This is a genomic window from Micromonospora sp. SYSU B005 (genome assembly GCF_055362685.1).
Genome location: NZ_JAXCFU010000014.1, coordinates 118,495 through 135,562, shown reverse-complemented (window position 1 = coordinate 135,562; position 17,068 = coordinate 118,495). Strand labels below are relative to the sequence as shown.

Sequence of the window (17,068 nt, the reverse complement as noted above, 5' to 3'; positions counted from 1 at the left end):
CAGACCGATCTCCTCGCCGGCTTCTTCGCCAGCACCGGCATGACCCTCGAACCCGAGCCACCGAGATAACTCGAACCTTGGCCTTTCAACCTCTGTAGCCATCCCGTCTGCCGCCGACCCGCCCTCCTGGGGAGCGGGCCGCCGCCCGGTCCGCCACGTCAAGCGGACCTTGACGTACGTACGGACGCTGGCGGGCCGGGCGGTGGTCTGCTCGGCTCGCCCGGGTCGTCGGCTGGCGGGATGGCCCTGCGCAACCACCCACGGACCGCAACGCGCGGACGGAGCCCCGTCCATCCTGGAGTCGTTGCGCCCCCGCCGGAGGCGCAGTGACCGCGACCGGTCCGCCGCCGTGACTCGCCGCGCGGACCCGACGTGCCCTTCCCTGCGCCGCGCTGCTCAGGCGCGGCGCGGCCGGCTGCCGGCCCGCGAACCTCAACCACTCTCCCAGCTATCCCGTCTGCGGCGGCCCCGGGCTCCCCGCTCTCCGCGCCAGCCGCCGGGCGTGTTGCGTGGCCGGCGTGGAGCGACAGCGGAGCGTCGGGCGCGCGCCCAGGCGGCGGCGCGTGCGGCCCGTTGCGGGCCGCCTTGAAGACGTACAGAAACTTTGAACAGCACCGCCGGCAGCCGGCCGGTCCTGCTCTACGCCCAGCCAGCCGCGGACTTCCGGGTCAGGCGCGAGCAGTAGGAAAGGACGATTGCAAGGCGGTGGCTCGTGACTCGATGAGCTGCATGCGGAGCTGCCACTCTTCGTTCGCGCTCCAGTCGCTCTGGGCCGTGATCTGGTCCGGGTGCTTTCGGTACAACAGCCCTGGCTCCGCGATGAAGTAGCCGTCGGTCACGACTGACGCGGCGATCAACAGCCCAGTGTCTTCCCCGCCCGGCAGTGCCATCCAGCCGCCAAGGGCGAGGGCGAGTTCTCGCCGGATACACAACGTCGCTGGGTGGACCGGAAGCCGGTATCCCTTACTGCGGAAGTAGTTCAGTACCTCGCCCCGGTGCAGGATGCCACCCGGTGGGTCAGCGTGTTGCCAGCCGACCGTCGATCCGTCGGGCATCAGATCGAGCACGCTGCACGTCGTCCAGCCGACGTCGGGCCGTCTGCTGAGTATGTCGATCTCACGCGCAAGGGCACCGGGAGCGAGCTGGTCGTCTGCGTCCAGGACTCGCAGCAGATCCCCGCCGCTGCGTGCCATAGCCATATTGCGGGCGGTCCCTGGACCACCGGGCTTCCCTGTTCCGCTGAGGATGCGTGGATCATCGGGAAGGGCGGCAGCAACTTTGCCGGTCCGTCCGTCCTCCTGGACCAACCACTCCCACACCCACCCACCCGGCAACTCTTGCGAGCGAAGTGATTCGTAGGCGTCTGCCAGATAGGGAATGCTCGGGGCGTGGACCGGCGTGATCAGGGAGATCTTCACTCTGACCACCGCGCAAGCTTCGTTGTGTAAACGAACTCGGTCCGATCGCCAGGGAGTACGACGTTCGAGACCTCCACGACGCAGTCCTTGGTGTCCACGGAGACCTTGCGAAGAACGAGCACTGAGACGCCTGGGGGCAGCTTCAAGGCTTCGGCTTCGTCTGCCGAGGGCGGCCGGGCCGTGATCTCGTCAACGATCCGGTCTAACTCGATTCCGATGGTGAACAGCTGGTTCTGAGTACCGCCCGGCCACGGCTCGTTGTTGTCGTCGAGCAACGCCGGATTCTCGGCTACCACGTCATAGACCATGTAGGACGTGTTCAGGCTGAGCGGCACCCGCTCCTTACGAGAACTGGTTCGGTAGACGCGCTCAAGCATCTTTGCGCCGACCGGAACTCCGAAGATCCGAGCCAGCTCAGCGCTCGCCGGAACCGTCCGGTACTCAGCCGAGAAGTCAAGGTCTTGCATGGTCAGTCCGGTGTCTCGCTCGGTTGCGCCTGTGCGGCGTCGCTGAGACTCGGGCAGCCGGGCTCGATCCTTCTCCCACTGATACCGCTCAGGGGACCGCCGTACTCGCTGTCGAGGCGCGCGGACGAAGGTTCCTCGGCCGTGACGTCGATCGACCAGACCTTCTGCTTCGAGCGTGTCGAGCGCCTGCCGGACGACGGGCAAGCTCACTTCATAGTCGGCTTTCATCTGCTGCTCGTTCGGCAGCTTCGTTCCAGGCGTGACCTCACCCGAATGAATCTTTTCGCGCCACTCTGCGGCGATTCGCTCCCACTTGGCCATTCTTCACACTCCTTCACGCCTGACTCCAGTTTAGGTCTTCATGAAGTCTTGACGCGATCAGACGACCGGCCGTACGTTGTCTGCACGTCTTCATGAAGACATGAAGATGACGGAGTGCACCGACGAGCGGTGCCCCAGCAGACAGGAGACCGCCTTGAAGCTGTACGTGGACACCAAGGGCAAGCAGGTGACGGTGTCGAAGGACCCGGAGCCGAAGAACGACCAGAACGGCAATCAGCGGTCGGAGAAGGGAACGGGCCGGCTCATGTGGGCGACCCAGGTCATCGTGCTCGACGAGACCGGCGGTGAGGTCATCAGCATCACGACGGCGGGAGAGAAGCCGGGTGTGATGGTGGGGCAGCTCATCGAGGTCGAGCAGTTGGAGGCCATTCCGTGGGCGACCAACGGGCGCAACGGCGTCGCGTTCCGTGCGATCTCGCTGAAGCCGAAGGCTGGTTCGGCGGCCAAGTAGTCCTTCGCACAGCGTGCTGTGTGAAGCCTGGTGGTGTCTGACCTCCAGCGGCCTGAGGTCCGCTGATCGAGCCAAGTGAACAAGCAGTCCGAGGACGGCTCCGGCGTCCAACGTTCTCGGCCTGGTGACCACGACCGGTGGTCACACCCCCGTGAGAAATGGCGCGGGGTCGGTACCGGCGTCCAAACCTGCCGACCCCGTGCCCTCCAACTCATCCGACCCAACTCGCGATTGGGAGGGATTCGTCGTGTCCAAGTCTAGCCCTCGCCGCTCCTTCGGACGGAAGTCCAGCGGCACCATCACTGTCATCGAGGCCAGAGTTCACCGGTCCTCGGCGCGGAACGCCCGGTTGGCGTTCATCCTCACGGCGGTCATCGTCGGCCTGTTGTCGGCCGTGGTGGCCGCTTCCTCCATCCACCCCATCCTCGCCGTCTTCGTCGGCGCGCTCATCGGGGTTCCGCTCGGCTGCCTGGCCTGGCTGCTCGTCCGGATCTGGCCGGTGCTGCGGCTGCTGTGGTGGTGGACCCCCGAAATCGGGATCACCACGGTTCTCGGCGTCTGCTGGGTGCAGCTGGTCAACCACACCTCGACCCTGGTCACGCTCATCGTGGTCGCCCTGGTCGTGGGTGTCCCGGCCGCTGTGCCGGTGTCCCGCCGGTTCCTGGTGGCCTGGACCTGGTGCCTCGTGGTGCGGCATCGGCTGCGCGTGTGTTTCGCGCAGTTCATCATCGCCAACCAGTCCGGCAGCCTGCCGCTCATCCTGTGGGCCAAGCCCACCCCTGTTGGTGAACGGGTCTGGGTCTACCTGCGGCCCGGCCTGTCCCTGGCCGACCTGGAAGGCCGCCTCGACCGGATCGCGGTCGCCTGTCACGCCTCGACCGCTCTGATCGAGCGGGCCTCGGACCGTAACGCCGCCTATCTGCGGTTCGACATCAAGCGCCGCGAGGTGCTGACCGCTCAGGTCGGTTCCCCGCTCGTCGACGTCATCGACCCCGACACCCCGCCGACCGAGCGGATCCCGGCCACCGTGCCCACCGCCCTGGACCTGTCCGACGTCGACATGCCCACCGTCACCCTGCCCACGCAGGGCAGACCGGCCGTCAAGAAGCCGGCCACCCCCTCGGCCAATGGCAGCAAGCCCACGGCCACCTCGTCGACCGACGTCGACGACGTCTCCGACTGGATCTGACCTTCACCCAACCGGTCGCGGAGAGCCCTACGGGGTTCGTTCGTGTGGCTCTCCGCGCCCACAACTGCCCAAGGAGGGCAAATCATGACCACCACACCCGCCCCGACCTCCGGGGTTCCGGTGGGGCCTGGCCTGTCGATGTTCGACCCCATCTTCGTCGGCATCGACGAGTTCGGTCACCCCGTCTACATCACCCTCGCCTACCGCAACCTGCTCGCCGGTGGCGAACCCGGCGGAGGCAAGAGCGGTCTGCTCAACACCATCGCCGCCCACGCCGCCCTGTCCGTCGACAGCCGCCTGGTGCTGCTGGACGGCAAGCTCGTCGAACTCGGCCAGTGGGAGGACTGCGCCGACGCGTTCATCGGCCCCGACATCACCGCCGCCCTCGACATCCTCCGCCGCCTGCAGCTGGTGATGAACAACCGCTACGCCTGGCTGCGCGCCCACGGCCGCCGCAAGGTCACCGCCGACGACGGCCTGTCGGTCATCACCGTCCTGATCGACGAGATCGCCTACTACTCCGCGACGGTCGGTTCGAAGCAGGAACAGGAAGAGTTCGTGGCTCTCTTGCGTGACCTGGTCGCCCGTGGCCGGGCTGCCGGTATTCCGGTGGTGGCCGCGACTCAGCGGCCCAGCTTCGACATCATCCCCACCTCGCTGCGGGACCTGTTCGGCTACCGGGCCGCGTTCCGCTGCACGACTCCGAACACCTCGAACATCGTGCTCGGGCACGGCTGGGCCGAGCAGGGCTACTCGGCCACTGACATCGCCCCCACCAACCAGGGCGCGGCCTACCTCATCGCCGAAGGCGGCACCCCGAAGCGCATCAAAGTCGCCTACCTCACTGACGCCCAGATCGCCGGGATCGCGGACTACGCCGCGTGGATCCGGCGGCCACGCCGGTTACCGGCCCTGATCCCGGACCTGACCCGGGTGGATTTCGAGGTGGCCGCATGACCACCCGCCAGCACACCTACGCCAAGGCCAACCAGCAGCGTGCCGCCCGGTACGTCGAGATCTGGATCGTCGCCCAACCCGGCGAGATCGCCTCGATGGTCCAGGTCGCCTCGGCCAGCGGCCGACTCGTCTACCTCGGCCCACCCCACCCGGTGGGCGGCGACGACACCCGCCAACGCCGCTACCTGCGGCTGCGCACCCGATAAATCGGCCGACAGGACCGGACGACGCCTGGCAGCAAGTGCCGGTCCTGCCGACCTCCACCAACAGCCCCGAAAGGACGTGGCTGCCATGAAGGCTACCCACACCCCACCCACCGCAGTTCAGGTCACGCCCGCTGACCTGCTGCGGATGGCTGCCCTCTACCTACGCCGGCACGGCTGGCACCAGGGCACCTACTACCCCCACCACACCGACACCCCCACCCCGCCGGCCTGCGCCGTCGGAGCCATCGGCATGGCCTGCACCGGACACCCGGTGCACCACTGGTACGACCTCGACACCGACGACCGGATCACCTACCTCGCCGCCATCGCCGCGTTCGTCGACTACCTCGACGACTTCGCACCGGTCTTCCACATCGACGAAGACGGCTACCTGCTCGACGAGCACATCTCCCCCTACTCCTGGAACGACGAGCCCGGCCGCACCGCCGAGCAGGTCATCACCGCCCTTGAGGCGGCTGCCGACGAGTGGGACCGCCTCCACACCCAGGAAGGCGAGAACCGGTGAACACCGTCAAGAAGCCCTTGACGCCGCGCATCCCGGTACAGCGTCGCCGGGACGTCGTCGAGAACGACGCCTTCGCCGCCTTCGCCCGACGCATCATCCGCGCCCACGGCCGCCGCGTCGCTGACGGCGACGTCGAAGCCCTCCGCGACCTCGTCACCCTCTCCGCCGACCTGGACCGCGCCATCACCGACGCCGTGATCGGCCTGCGCCAGTTCGGCTACTCCTGGGCCGAGATCGGTGCCCGGCTCGGCATCTCCCGCCAGGCCGCCCAGCAGCGCTGGGGAGACCGGCCATGACCACCTACACCTACGACCCGGCCAACCCCGCCGAGGAATTCCCCACCTACCCCTACCGCCTCGCCCCCGACGGGCTGGCCACCCGCCGACAGCTCCGCGCCGCAGGCCTCCGCCCCGGAGGGCATCACGCGGTTGCGCAGATCCTCTGGCGTCGCGGTAAGCGCGTCGCCTACCTCTACCGCCTCGACCTCGCCGCACCCAAACGCATCGCCACCCCCGCCCAGCGGGAGGCCATCGCGAAAGCCCTGCTCGCTCGGCGTACCTGCCGCGACTGCGGCCAGATCAAGCCCTACTACATCCCCCGCCGCTACGGCTGCTGCCTCGACTGCCACGGAGGCCACTGATGACCACCACCACGAACCAGGGCGGCCGTATCGAGGGCCTGGTCCTGGTGCTCATCCTCATCGCGGTCGCCGGGTTCGCCGGTGCTGCCTCCTTCACCCACGTCAAGGACTGGACCCTCGCCAACTCCCCGGCGGGGACCGGGGCGTGGTTCGGCTGGGCCAACGCCGTCATCTCCGAACTGGTCCCGATCGCCTGCCTGCTGACCATCCGCCGACGCCGCCGCACCGGCGCACCCATCGGCTACCCCCTGTTCCTGCTCATCGCCGCCGCGAGCCTGTCCCTCGCCGCACAACTCGCGGTCGCCAAGCCCGGCATCTCCGGGTGGCTCCTGTCCGCTGTTCCGGCTCTGGCGTTCATGGCCCTGGTGAAGCTCGTCCTCGCCCCGGCACCGACACCGGAACAACCCACTGTGCCGGCCACCCCGGCCGAACCCATCCGCGTCCAGGTGGCCGAGCAGGTCACCACCGAACCACCGGCCGCCATCACCCCCACCCCGGCTACCAAGCCGGAAGCCGCCACCGTCCCGACCATCACCCCGGCTGCTGAGCCGGTGCCCGTCGCCGCACCGGCCGAGCCGGTCGACGTCCCTGTCCCCTCTCATCTGCTGCCGATGGCCCGGTTCGCGGCCGTGCAGCACGAACAGGCCAACGGCCAGCCCATCACCCCGGCCGAGCTGGCCGACCGCCTCGACGTCACCCCACCCGTCGCCGGACGACTCCTGGCCACCATCGGCGGTGGTGCCCGATGAGCATCCACACCGTCGACGTCGTGCAGCTCCTGCACACCTGCCCGGCCGAGCCGGAGCCCCACCCCTACGACATCCGCCGGACCGTCATCGACGTCATCGACGGCGGACCCTGCCGCAACCCGGTCACCATCCGCTGCGGCACCACCGTCACGCAGATCGCGTGCCGTCGGCACGAGCCGGTCAAGCGCCAATGCGGCGCGTGCCGGGTCATCGTCATCGAACGCACCATCACCAACCTGCACCCCACCAACGGGGTGGCCGGTTGATGGCCTCGACGCTGGACCTCACCCCCCGGACCTCCACGGCCCGGGGGGTGGGCTCGAACGCCGACGTCCCACCCGTCTACGCCTACACCGCTGCCGGGGCCGCGTTCGAACGCGCCACCCGACCCGACTACTACGGCTGGCTCGAACACGTCCGCGCCGCCGCCGGCTGCACCCGCCCCATCCGCCTCGCCGGTCAGATCCTCACCTTCGACGCCTCGACCGGCCGGGTCCTGGACGCCCGGCACACCGACGCCATGCCTGATGCCGCGATCTACACCGCCTGCGGCAACCGCCGCGCCACGGTCTGCCCCGCCTGCGCCCAGACCTACCAACGCGACGCCTTCCAACTCCTCCGCGCGGGCCTGGTCGGCGGCAAAGGCGTACCCGAATCGGTCGCGCAGCATCCGGCGGTGTTCGCCACCTTCACCGCGCCGTCCTTCGGCACCGTCCACGCCCGGAAGGTCAAGCGGCACACCTGCCGCAACCGACGACGCTGCGACTGCCGCGCCGAACCCTGCCACGCCCGCCGCGACACCGGCCAGTGCCCCCACGGCCGACCCGCCGTCTGCTGGGCCCGCCACGAGACCGGTGACGCGGTGCTCGGGCATCCGCTGTGTCTGGACTGCTACGACCACGACCACCAGGTCGTCTGGAACATCTTCTCCGGCGAACTCTGGCACCGCACGAAACAAGCCGCGGAACGCTGGCTCGCGAAGCTCGCCCAACGCCGCGGCATCCCTCGGGTCGAGGTGGTCACCGCCTCCGGCAAGACGCGGAAAGTCGCTCCGGTGCGGCTGTCGCCCGGGAAGGTCGCCGAACTGCAAGCGCGGGGAGCGGTGCACTTCCACGCCATCGCCCGCCTCGACGGCGTCGACCCCACCGACCCGCAAGCGATCGTGCCCCCACCGCCTGGGTTCACCGTCGACGACCTCGTCGACGCACTGCGCCACGCCGCCCGGCAGATCGCCTTCCACACCCCCAGCCACCCCGACCGGCCCGACGGATGGCCGATCGCCTGGGGCGAGCAGGTCGACCTGGAACCGATCGCCACCGACGGCTCCGGGGAAGTCACCGATGGCATGGTCGCGGGCTACCTTGCCAAGTACGCCACCAAAAGCACCGAGGCCACCGGGCACACCTCCACCCGCCTGACCGCCGACACCATCGGGGACTACGCCGACCCCGACGGCGACCACACCGCCCGCCTCATCGACGCCTGCTGGCGCATCGGCCGACCGCTCCACACCCCGGCCCCACTCTCCCAACGGCCACGGGAACCCCGGCCACGACCCGGCTTCGTCCAGCGCTGGGAATGCCCCGACTGCGGCACCCACACCCGCTACCCCGCCTGCCCCACCTGCGTCGCCGCGCGTCAAGCCGACCTTCACACCCAACCGACGAAACCAGCAACGACCAACCCTTACGCACGGCTACGCCGATGGGCTCACATGCTCGGCTACGGCGGCCACTTCCTCACCAAAGCCCGCCGCTACTCCGTCACCTTCCGGCTCCTACGCGACACCCGCATCGCCTACCGGCGCCACGAGCACCAGGACCACCAACACCCCACCGCCAGCGGCCCACCCGCCGAGCAGGTCGACGAGGACACCACCCTCATCGTCGGCACGCTCACCTTCGCCGGCGTCGGCTGGCACACATCGGGTGACGCCCTGCTCGCCAACACCGCCGCCGCCCTCGCCCGCGAACGACGAACCACCGGCCGCGAAGAACTCGCCCACGAACTCTCCACCCCGGCCAGCGTCGCGCCGGTCGCCGCGTGACCACCGCCCGACACACGAGGAAGGCCACCCGTTGGACACCCCGACCCCGATCACTCCTCGCGTGCTGCGCGTCGAGGAAGCCGCCCGAGCGCTCGGCATCGGCCGGTCGCTCGTCTACGACCTCATCCGCTCCGGACGGCTGCGCTCCTTCAAGGTCGGCAGCCGCCGCCTCATCCCCGCCACCGCCATCGACGAAGTCATCACCACACTCACCGAGGAAGCCGCCTGATGCCCAAACCACCCACGCCCCGCCAACCCGCACGCCGCAACCCCAACGGCGAAGGCTCCATCTACCAACGCGCCAGCGACAGCCGCTGGGTCGGACAGGCCTACGTCCTCACCACCAACGGCACCCGCAAACGCAAGTTCGTCTACGGAGCCACCTGGGAGGAAGCCCACGCCAAACTCGTCGAACTCAAGTCGAGATCCCAACGCGGCATACCCGTACCCGACCGAGCCTGGAAACTCGCCGACTACCTGCCCTACTGGCTCGCCGCCTACGTCACCGACCTCAAACCCACCACCGCACGCGGCTACGAAAGCGCCGTCCGGCTACACCTGATCCCGGCACTGGGCACCAAACGCCTCGACGGCCTCCAGGTCCAACACGTCAAGGCGTTCATGGACGACTTCCGCCGCAAGTGCCTGTGCTGCACGGCTGGCCTCGACACCAGTCGTCGGCCGGATCGGCGCTGCTGCTCGGTTGGCCGCTGCTGCCAGCGCTACCCGAGCGCTCGGCAGATCCAATTCGTGCATGCCGTGCTGCGCAACGCCCTGCAACACGCCATGCGGGAAGAGTTGGTGTCGCGCAACGTCGCCAAGCTGGTCCGCGTACCGTCGCCTCGCTACCGGGTCGGCAAGGGCCTGTCGGTCGAGCAGGTCCGAAAGCTCCTCGCCGCCACGGAGGGACACCGGCTCCACGCGCTGTACGTGGTGGCCGCGACTCTCGGACTGCGGCGGGGAGAACTGCTCGGGCTCCGCTGGTCGGACCTTGACCTCGACAACGGCACCGCCACCATCGGGCAGACAGTGCAACGTGCCGGCGGCGAGCTGCGCCTACAGGACACCAAGACCGAGGACTCGGACAGCATCCTCCCGCTGCCCGACTGGACCTGGTTGGCGCTGCTCGACCACCAGGAGCGCCAGCGCCGGGAACGTGATCGCCTCGCCGAGGTCTGGCAGGATCACGGCCTGGTCTTCCCCTCCGAGGTCGGTACCCCGATGGAACCGCGCAACCTCAACCGACACTTCGCCGGCCTCCGGGAGAAAGCCGGCTGCCCCGAGGTCCGGCTGCACGACCTGCGGCACACCGTCGTCTCGCTGCTGATGGAGTTGGGCGTCCCGCCGCACGTCGTCCAGGCCATCGCCCGGCACGCCGACGTGAAGATCACGCTGAAGGTCTACTCGCATGCCAACCTCGACGCGATGCGTCAGGCGCTCGGCAAGCTCGATGGACGGCTGTCATAGACCCTGTTGCTGTCAGCGTTGCTGTCACCGCCCCGAGGAACGATCTTCTCGGGGCGGTTTCTGCTGCTGGTGGGTGGTGGGCGCGGCAGGTTTCGAACCTGCGACCCCTCGCTTGTAAGGCGAGTGCTCTCCCACTGAGCTACGCGCCCGGAACGCCCGTACGGCGGGCCGGAGCGGCCAGCTTACCTGTCCGCCTCCGGCCCCGCGCAACGACGTGCCTGGGGTATGGGACTCAGGCGGCGACGGCCTCGGCCAGCGCCTTGCGCCAGCCCTGCTGGTCGCGCGCCTCGCCGGGCATGTTCATCTCGGCGAACCGGACCACGCCGGCCTTGTCGATGACGAAGGTGCCCCGGTTGGCGATGCCCGCGACGTCGTTGAAGACGCCGTACGCCTGCGCCACCGCGCCGTGCGGCCAGAAGTCGGACAGCAGCGGGAACTGGTAGCCCTCCCGGTCGGCCCAGATCTTGTGGGCGTACACGGAGTCGACGCTGACGGTCAGCACCTGGACGTCGTCGTTGACGTACTCGTTGAGGTTGTCCCGCACCTCGCACAGCTCGCCCTGGCAGATGCCGGTGAAGGCGAGCGGGTAGAAGACCAGCAGCACGGTCTTGCGACCGCGGAGGTCGGAGAGCCGGACCTCCTGGTTGTTCTGGTCCTTGAGCAGGAAGTCGGGCGCCTCGGCGCCAACCTCGATGGGCATGCGTGCTCCCTCGGCGATCGGGTCTGGAGATGATCAGCCTGCCACACCCGGCGACCTCGGCCGCCGGGTGTGCGGCGCGCCCTACTTCTTGCTCTTGGACCCGCGACGCATGACGAGGCGGGCCCCGCTCCAGTCGCGGCCGGCGTTGATGGTGGAGGTCTGCTGAAGCCCGGCGGTCTGCGCGCTCTCCGCGACCTCGCTCGGCTCGACGTGACCGTCGCGGCCGGCCTTCGGGGTCAGGAGCCAGACCACGCCGTTGTCCGCGAGCGGCCCGAGGGCGTCGACGAGGAGCTCGAACAGGTCACCGTCGCCGTCGCGGTGCCAGACCAGAACCGCGTCGACCACCTCGTCGGTGTCCTCGTCGACGAGTTCCCCACAGCGGTCGGTCAGGGCGTCCCGGAGATCGGTGTCGACGTCGTCGTCGTAGCCCATCTCCATGACGACCATGCCCGGCTCGATACCGAACCGGTCCGCCAGGCTGCGTACCCCGTCGGCCTGGCCAGCGGTCGCGCTCACTGTCGAGTGCCTCCTCATCTATCCCTGCTCGTGGCGTCGGGTGACACCGTCGGGCTCAGTCCACACAGTTGCGGCTCGCCGCGCAAGTGGCGCACCGGGTGGAACGGAATTTACCGTGCCAGCAGCGTACGGGCACCCTGGGTGATGGCTTCCGCGGAGACCAGTACCTGACGGGCAGCCGGACCTAATGGTACAAACGAGTCAAGTGCGGCTACGCGGCGCGCGGCGCCCACGTACCCGGTGTCGACGAGCGCGGACAGCACGCCCTCGCCCACCCCGCCGGTCCGCCGCGTCTCGTCCACCACCAGCACCCGGCCGGTCGCCGAGGACTCCCGGATGATGTCGGCCACCGGCAGCGGGGCCAGCCAGCGCAGGTCGACCACCCGGCTGCCCACGCCCTCCTCGGCGAGCGTGGCGGCGGCACGCAGCGACATCCGCACTCCGTTACCGAACGTGATGATGGTGAGGTCCTCGGCGGAGCCGATCCCGTACACGCGGGCCCGGCCTATCGGCACGTGCCGGTCCGCCCAGGCGCCCGGTTCGGCGTACTCGGCGGTCCACTCGTCGTCACCTTCCGTGTACAGGTCGCGCACGTGGTAGAGCGCGATCGGCTCCACGAACACGCAGACGCTGCCGTCCACCCGGGCCGCCGCCAGGCAGGTCCGCAGCATCGGCGCGGCGTCGTCCGGCCGGGCCGGCACGGCCACCACCAGGCCCGGTACGTCACGCAGCGCCCACAGCGAGTCGTCGTTGCGGTCGTGTCCGCCGAGTCCTTCCGGGCTCGCCAGGCCGGGCACCCGCACCACCATCGGGTTGCGGAACGCGCCCCGGGAGAGGAACCGCATGGTGGCCGCCTCGCCGCGGATCTGGTCCTCGGCGCCGTGCAGCAGCGTCAGGTGGCGGATCTCCGGCACCGGCAGCAGACCGGCCAGCCCGGCGCCCAGCCCGAGCCCGAGGATCGAGGTCTCGTCCGGCAGCGTGTCGAACACGCGCGCCGCCCCGAACCGGTCCCGCAGCCCCTCGGTCACGCCGTACACCCCGCCCCGGGCGGCCACGTCGTGGCCGAACACCGCCGTCCCGGGGTGGTCGAGCATGCCGTCGGCGAGCGCGGCGTTGATGCTCTGCGCCAGCGTGAGCGGGCCGGTCAGCTCCGGCGGCTTGCCGCCGAACGCCTCCGCCCGCGCTCCGGCGCCCGGCCCGGCCGCGTGCGCCGCCGCCTCGGCGACCGCGCGGGACACCCGCACCGGCCGGCGTGGCGCCAGCTCCCGCACGATCTCGACCGGGGACGCGAGCTTCGGCTCGTCCAGCACCTCCTCGGCGACGCGACGCAGCTGCCAGCCCCGCTCGTCGTAGCGGGCGAGCAGTTCCTCGCCACTGGCGTACCCGGAGGTCACCAGCAGCCGCGCGGTGGCCAGCAGCGGGTCGCGGGCCGCGTCGCCGTCACAGTGCTCCATCAGGCGGACCGCGCTCAGGTGCAGCGCGGCGGGCCGGCGCTGCCGGCGTACCCACTCCGCCGCCTCCGCCGCGACCCGGTAGGTCGCGGCCACGTCCGTGCCGTCGGCGGCGAAGTACCTGATGCCGGGCCGGGCCCGCAGCGTGGCGGCCACCCAGCCCTCGGCGGAGGCGCCGCCGTCGGCGCAGACGAACAGCACCGGGATGCGCAGGCCGGTGTGGTCGTACCAGCCGGCCGTGTTCAACGCGGCGGTGGCCGTGGCGTGGTCGACCGCGCCGTCGTCGAAGGCGCAGACCGCCACGGCGTCGGCGGGCCAGGGCGCCGCCTCGGCCTCGCCGTCGGCGGGCCGCGCGCCGCGGCGCAGCCGCTCCAGCGCCAGCCCCAGGCCGACGGCGCGCGGCAGGTGCGAGCCGGCGGTCGAGGTGGTCGGCACGACCGCCAGGTCGGCGCGCCCGAAGACCTTCGCCCGCCCGCCGGCCGCGGGTTCCTCGGCGGAGGCGACGATGCCGCGCAGCACGTCGCGCGCCGCCGCCGCGAAGGCGTCGTCGGGCGAGGGCTGCGGCAGATCGGGTACGACGACAGTCGCGTCCCCGTCCGCGTCCACGACGATCCCGGCGCCCACGGGAAGGCTCCCCGCCTCCGTCTCCTCCGGTTCCGGTTCCGGCTCCGGTTCCGGGGAGGTGACGGGGAAGGCGCCGGCGGCCTGGGCGGCGCGCAGGCAGTAGAACGCGCCGGAGCGGGCGTGCAGCAGCGCGGGGTCGGTCGGCCGCAGCGCGGCTGCTACCGCGGCGTCGCCCTCGTGACCGGCCGACTCGATCGTGTAGTACCCCTCACCGAAACCGGACAGCCACCGGCCGGCCAGGTCGAGCAGCCGGCTGGTCAGCTGCGCGTCGAACAGGGCCAGCGCCTGCGCCCCGGTCAACGCACCGCCGTCGGGCAGCGGTTCGCCCAGGTCGCGCCGCTGGTCGGGCGCCCCGAGCGCGGCCAGTTCGGCTCGGAGCCGGTCGTCGAGATCGTGCGGGGTGGTCACGCGGACAGCATTACCGACTCGGGCCCGCCTCGCCCACTCGGACACGTTCCGCCCGGCGTGGCTCAGACCTGCCCACACTCCTGCGGGCAGCCTCCGTCGGAGACCTTGAGCACCAGGTCCCGCAGTGTGGCCAGTTCTTCGGTGCTCAGGGCGTCGAGGAGTCGGGAGTCCGACATCACCTGGCGGACCCGCTCGCGTACCTGCCGCCCCCGCCCGGTGACGACGAGCGCCTTCTGCCGCCGGTCGGCCGGGTCGGTACGCCGTTCCACCAGCCCGGTCTGCTCCAGCTTGTCGGCCAGACCGGTGACGTTCGACCTGTCGCAGCCGAGCTGCGCGGCGAGGTCGCGGGCCGGGAGCGGGCGGTCCGGGTCCAGCTCGTGCAGCGCCCGGGCGACCGCCGGGGTGAGGCCCAGTGCCGCGACCCCCTCGTCCTGGTGGTGCCGCATCGCGGCGGCGACGTGCAGGATCCGGCGCATGGTCTCCCCGGCCAGGCCGGCCCGGTCACGGGCGGTGGGAACGGTGGAATGCGCCATCCGTTCATGTTATGGCGAAGTCGATCTTCGATCATCCGAACGGTCAGGCACCTCGTGCAACCGATTGCCGATCATGAAGCGCTGTTCGGCGAAAATTCCCGCCCGGTCGTCCGCGCGTCACCTCCTGTCCATCGACGTCCGTGAGGCTTCCCGGAGTCGACGAACCGGACTCCGGGGAGGAAAACCGTGGCTCTGTCCCGACGTACCATCCTGCTCAGCGGCGCGGCGCTCGGCGCCGCCGGCGCGGCAGCCGGCCTGCCGGTCGCCGCCGCCGCGTCGCCCGGCCCGCTGCGCCGCGACCCGTTCACGCTCGGCGTGGCCTCCGGCGACCCCGACCACGAGGGCTTCGTGCTCTGGACCCGGCTGGCGCCGGAGCCGCTGGCCGAGGACGGTCTGGGCGGCATGCCGTCGCGGACCGTGCCGGTGGCCTGGGAGGTGGCCGCCGACGAGCGCTTCCGGCACGTGGTGCGCCGCGGCGTGGCCCTGGCCCGGGCGGAGTCGGCGCACAGCGTGCACGTCGAACTGGGCGGCCTGCTGCCCGGACGGGAGTACTTCTACCGGTTCCGGGCGGAGCGCTGGCTGTCCCCGGCCGGGCGCACCCGCACCGCGCCGGCGCCGTGGCTGATGCCGTCCGCCCTCGCGATGGGCTTCGCCTCCTGCTCGCAGTACGAGCACGGCTACTTCACCGCGTACCGGCGGCTGGCCGAGACCGAGCCGGAGCTGATCCTGCACCTCGGCGACTACCAGTACGAGTACGCGCCGGACACCTACACCGTCCCAGGGGGCAACCCGCGCGACCACGAGGGCCCGGAGACCCGCACGCTGGCGAACTACCGGCAGCGGCACGCCCAGTACAAGACCGACACCGACCTCCAGGCGGCGCACTCGGTCGCGCCCTGGGTGGTGGTCTTCGACGACCACGAGGTGGAGAACAACTGGGCCGACGAGGTGCCCGAGGCGCCCGACCCGGACTTCCTCGCCCGGCGGGCGGCGGCCTTCCAGGCGTACTACGAGAACATGCCGCTGCGCCGCACCTCGATCCCGCGCGGCATCGACATGCAGCTCTACCGGCGGGTGCGCTGGGGCCGGCTGGCCACCTTCCACATGCTCGACACCCGGCAGTACCGGGACGACCAGGCGTGCGGCGACGGCTACCGGAGCTGTGCGGACGCGTCCGACCCGGCCCGTTCGATCACCGGCGCCGCCCAGGAGGCGTGGCTGCTGGACGGCTTCCGCCGTTCCGAGGCCCGCTGGGACCTGCTCGGCCAGCAGGTGTTCTTCGCCCAGCGGGACAACAACTCCGGCCCGCTCACGGTGACGAGCATGGACGCCTGGGACGGGTACGTGGCGTCCCGGGACCGGATCACCCGGGGCTGGACAGCCGCCGGGGTGCGCAACCCGGTGGTGCTCACCGGCGACGTGCACGCGCACTGGGCCAGTGACCTGAAGCTGGACTACGCGGACCCGACCTCGCGCACCGTCGGCAGCGAGTTGGTCTGCTCGTCGATCACCTCGACCGGCGACGGCGCCGACTCGCCGACCGGCTCGCACCCGTGGCTGGCGTTCAACCCGCACCTGCGCTTCCAGAACAACCTTCGGGGGTACGTCCGCACCACGATCACCCCGACCGAGCTGACCGCCGACTTCGACGTGCTGCCGTACGTGAGCCGGCCGGACGCGCCCGCGTACACCCGGGCCCGGTTCGTGATCGAGGACCGCGTACCCGGGTTGAACCTGACGTACGACCGGCCGCCGGCCGCGGCGCGCACCGCCGCCACCGGCGTCGACCAGGGCCGGCAGACGGTGGAGGCGGAGACGGTCCGCCCGTGACGGCGCGGCCGGGCCGGGCGCGGCGCCCGGTCCGGCCGGTCAGCCGGCCAGGAACGAGAAGCGGACCTGGCGGTCGGGGTTGTCGCCGTTGGTGTCGACCAGGCAGATCGACTGCCAGGTGCCGAGCTGGAGCCGCCCGCCGAGCACCGGCAGCGTCGCGTACGGCGGCACGAACGCCGGCAGCACGTGGTCGCGGCCGTGACCGGCCGAGCCGTGCCGGTGCCGCCACCTGTCGTCGGTGGGGAGCAGGTCGTCGAGCGCCCGCAGCAGGTCGTCGTCGGACCCGGCGCCGGTCTCGATGATCGCCAGCCCGGCGGTGGCGTGCGGGACGAAGACGTGCAGCAGTCCGTCGCCGGCGCCGGAGACGAACCGTTCGGCCTCGCTCGTGATGTCCCGGACGGTCGGACGGGAGCCGGTCCGGACGGTGATCACCTCACTGCGCATACGGCGCATTCTGCCGCAGTGCCCGGATCCCCACCGCGTCCGCCGATAGCGCATCCGGTGATCGCGCAAAGTTACTGATGGGTACCTGTGTTGAGCGTCGCGT

General features: G+C 70.7%; 20 protein-coding genes and 1 tRNA gene. 13 read left to right on the top strand and 8 right to left on the bottom strand.

Annotated features, from left to right (window positions below):
* Nucleotides 1-668 precede the first annotated feature (668 nt).
* Nucleotides 669-1,418: a glycosyltransferase family 2 protein gene (locus tag SM452_RS25820; protein WP_463840873.1), complete on the bottom strand. Its 750-nt coding sequence runs from the start codon at nt 1,416-1,418 to the stop codon at nt 669-671.
* Complete coding sequence (locus SM452_RS25815) at nt 1,415-2,206, bottom strand: GntR family transcriptional regulator (protein WP_013288466.1); 792 nt, start codon at nt 2,204-2,206, stop codon at nt 1,415-1,417. Before SM452_RS25815 ends, SM452_RS25820 begins: the two co-directional genes overlap by 4 nt.
* 154 nt (nt 2,207-2,360) lie before the next feature.
* Between SM452_RS25815 and SM452_RS25810 the strand changes: the two genes are divergently transcribed.
* The 12 genes from SM452_RS25810 (at nt 2,361) to SM452_RS25755 (ending at nt 10,459) form a co-directional block, all read left to right on the top strand.
* Nucleotides 2,361-2,678 carry a hypothetical protein gene (locus SM452_RS25810; protein ID WP_030274472.1) on the top strand — a complete coding sequence of 106 codons (318 nt, stop codon included), beginning with the start codon at nt 2,361-2,363 and terminating at the stop codon, nt 2,676-2,678.
* Nucleotides 2,679-2,976: 298 nt separating this feature from the next.
* Nucleotides 2,977-3,867 carry a hypothetical protein gene (locus SM452_RS25805; RefSeq protein ID WP_463840876.1) on the top strand — a complete coding sequence of 297 codons (891 nt, stop codon included), beginning with the start codon at nt 2,977-2,979 and terminating at the stop codon, nt 3,865-3,867.
* Between the two features lie 81 nt (nt 3,868-3,948).
* On the top strand, nt 3,949-4,824 hold the full coding sequence (locus SM452_RS25800) for an FtsK/SpoIIIE domain-containing protein (protein ID WP_463840875.1): 876 nt from the start codon (nt 3,949-3,951) through the stop codon (nt 4,822-4,824).
* On the top strand, nt 4,821-5,030 hold the full coding sequence (locus SM452_RS25795; protein ID WP_358194644.1) for a hypothetical protein: 210 nt from the start codon (nt 4,821-4,823) through the stop codon (nt 5,028-5,030). The genes SM452_RS25800 and SM452_RS25795 overlap by 4 nt, the downstream gene beginning before the upstream one ends.
* A gap of 85 nt (nt 5,031-5,115) precedes the next feature.
* Complete coding sequence (locus SM452_RS25790; protein ID WP_463840872.1) at nt 5,116-5,556, top strand: DUF6197 family protein; 441 nt, start codon at nt 5,116-5,118, stop codon at nt 5,554-5,556.
* Nucleotides 5,553-5,852, top strand: a complete 300-nt coding sequence (locus tag SM452_RS25785; RefSeq protein WP_463840871.1) for a hypothetical protein — start codon at nt 5,553-5,555, stop codon at nt 5,850-5,852. Before SM452_RS25790 ends, SM452_RS25785 begins: the two co-directional genes overlap by 4 nt.
* Entirely contained in the window at nt 5,849-6,196 is a 348-nt protein-coding gene (locus SM452_RS25780) for an RRQRL motif-containing zinc-binding protein (RefSeq protein ID WP_463840870.1), read from the top strand. The genes SM452_RS25785 and SM452_RS25780 overlap by 4 nt, the downstream gene beginning before the upstream one ends.
* Entirely contained in the window at nt 6,196-6,945 is a 750-nt protein-coding gene (locus tag SM452_RS25775; RefSeq protein ID WP_463840869.1) for a hypothetical protein, read from the top strand. Before SM452_RS25780 ends, SM452_RS25775 begins: the two co-directional genes overlap by 1 nt.
* A complete protein-coding gene (locus SM452_RS25770) occupies nt 6,942-7,211 on the top strand; it encodes a hypothetical protein (protein ID WP_463840868.1) in 270 nt (89 codons plus the stop codon). The genes SM452_RS25775 and SM452_RS25770 overlap by 4 nt, the downstream gene beginning before the upstream one ends.
* Nucleotides 7,211-8,992, top strand: a complete 1,782-nt coding sequence (locus SM452_RS25765; protein WP_463840867.1) for a replication initiator — start codon at nt 7,211-7,213, stop codon at nt 8,990-8,992. The genes SM452_RS25770 and SM452_RS25765 overlap by 1 nt, the downstream gene beginning before the upstream one ends.
* A gap of 61 nt (nt 8,993-9,053) precedes the next feature.
* Nucleotides 9,054-9,221: a helix-turn-helix domain-containing protein gene (locus tag SM452_RS25760; RefSeq protein ID WP_262013347.1), complete on the top strand. Its 168-nt coding sequence runs from the start codon at nt 9,054-9,056 to the stop codon at nt 9,219-9,221.
* Nucleotides 9,221-10,459, top strand: coding sequence for a tyrosine-type recombinase/integrase (locus tag SM452_RS25755; RefSeq protein WP_463840866.1), 1,239 nt, complete (start codon nt 9,221-9,223; stop codon nt 10,457-10,459). The genes SM452_RS25760 and SM452_RS25755 overlap by 1 nt, the downstream gene beginning before the upstream one ends.
* Before the next feature lie 74 nt (nt 10,460-10,533).
* On the opposite strand, the gene SM452_RS25750 is transcribed toward SM452_RS25755, so the two are convergent.
* From SM452_RS25750 to SM452_RS25730, 5 genes are all read right to left on the bottom strand, one after another.
* Nucleotides 10,534-10,608, bottom strand: a tRNA-Val gene (locus tag SM452_RS25750).
* A gap of 83 nt (nt 10,609-10,691) precedes the next feature.
* On the bottom strand, nt 10,692-11,159 hold the full coding sequence (locus tag SM452_RS25745) for a peroxiredoxin (protein ID WP_120568631.1): 468 nt from the start codon (nt 11,157-11,159) through the stop codon (nt 10,692-10,694).
* A gap of 81 nt (nt 11,160-11,240) precedes the next feature.
* Nucleotides 11,241-11,675 carry a DUF3052 domain-containing protein gene (locus SM452_RS25740; RefSeq protein WP_013287823.1) on the bottom strand — a complete coding sequence of 145 codons (435 nt, stop codon included), beginning with the start codon at nt 11,673-11,675 and terminating at the stop codon, nt 11,241-11,243.
* A 110-nt stretch (nt 11,676-11,785) separates the two neighbouring features.
* Nucleotides 11,786-14,158 carry a transketolase C-terminal domain-containing protein gene (locus SM452_RS25735; protein ID WP_463840865.1) on the bottom strand — a complete coding sequence of 791 codons (2,373 nt, stop codon included), beginning with the start codon at nt 14,156-14,158 and terminating at the stop codon, nt 11,786-11,788.
* Between the two features lie 62 nt (nt 14,159-14,220).
* Nucleotides 14,221-14,691: a MarR family winged helix-turn-helix transcriptional regulator gene (locus SM452_RS25730; protein ID WP_463840864.1), complete on the bottom strand. Its 471-nt coding sequence runs from the start codon at nt 14,689-14,691 to the stop codon at nt 14,221-14,223.
* Nucleotides 14,692-14,877: 186 nt separating this feature from the next.
* On the opposite strand from SM452_RS25730, the gene SM452_RS25725 reads away from it, so the two are divergent.
* Nucleotides 14,878-16,521, top strand: a complete 1,644-nt coding sequence (locus SM452_RS25725; RefSeq protein ID WP_355508239.1) for an alkaline phosphatase D family protein — start codon at nt 14,878-14,880, stop codon at nt 16,519-16,521.
* A 39-nt stretch (nt 16,522-16,560) separates the two neighbouring features.
* On the opposite strand, the gene SM452_RS25720 is transcribed toward SM452_RS25725, so the two are convergent.
* Nucleotides 16,561-16,965, bottom strand: a complete 405-nt coding sequence (locus SM452_RS25720; protein ID WP_269697422.1) for a secondary thiamine-phosphate synthase enzyme YjbQ — start codon at nt 16,963-16,965, stop codon at nt 16,561-16,563.
* Between the last annotated feature and the right edge of the window lie 103 nt (nt 16,966-17,068).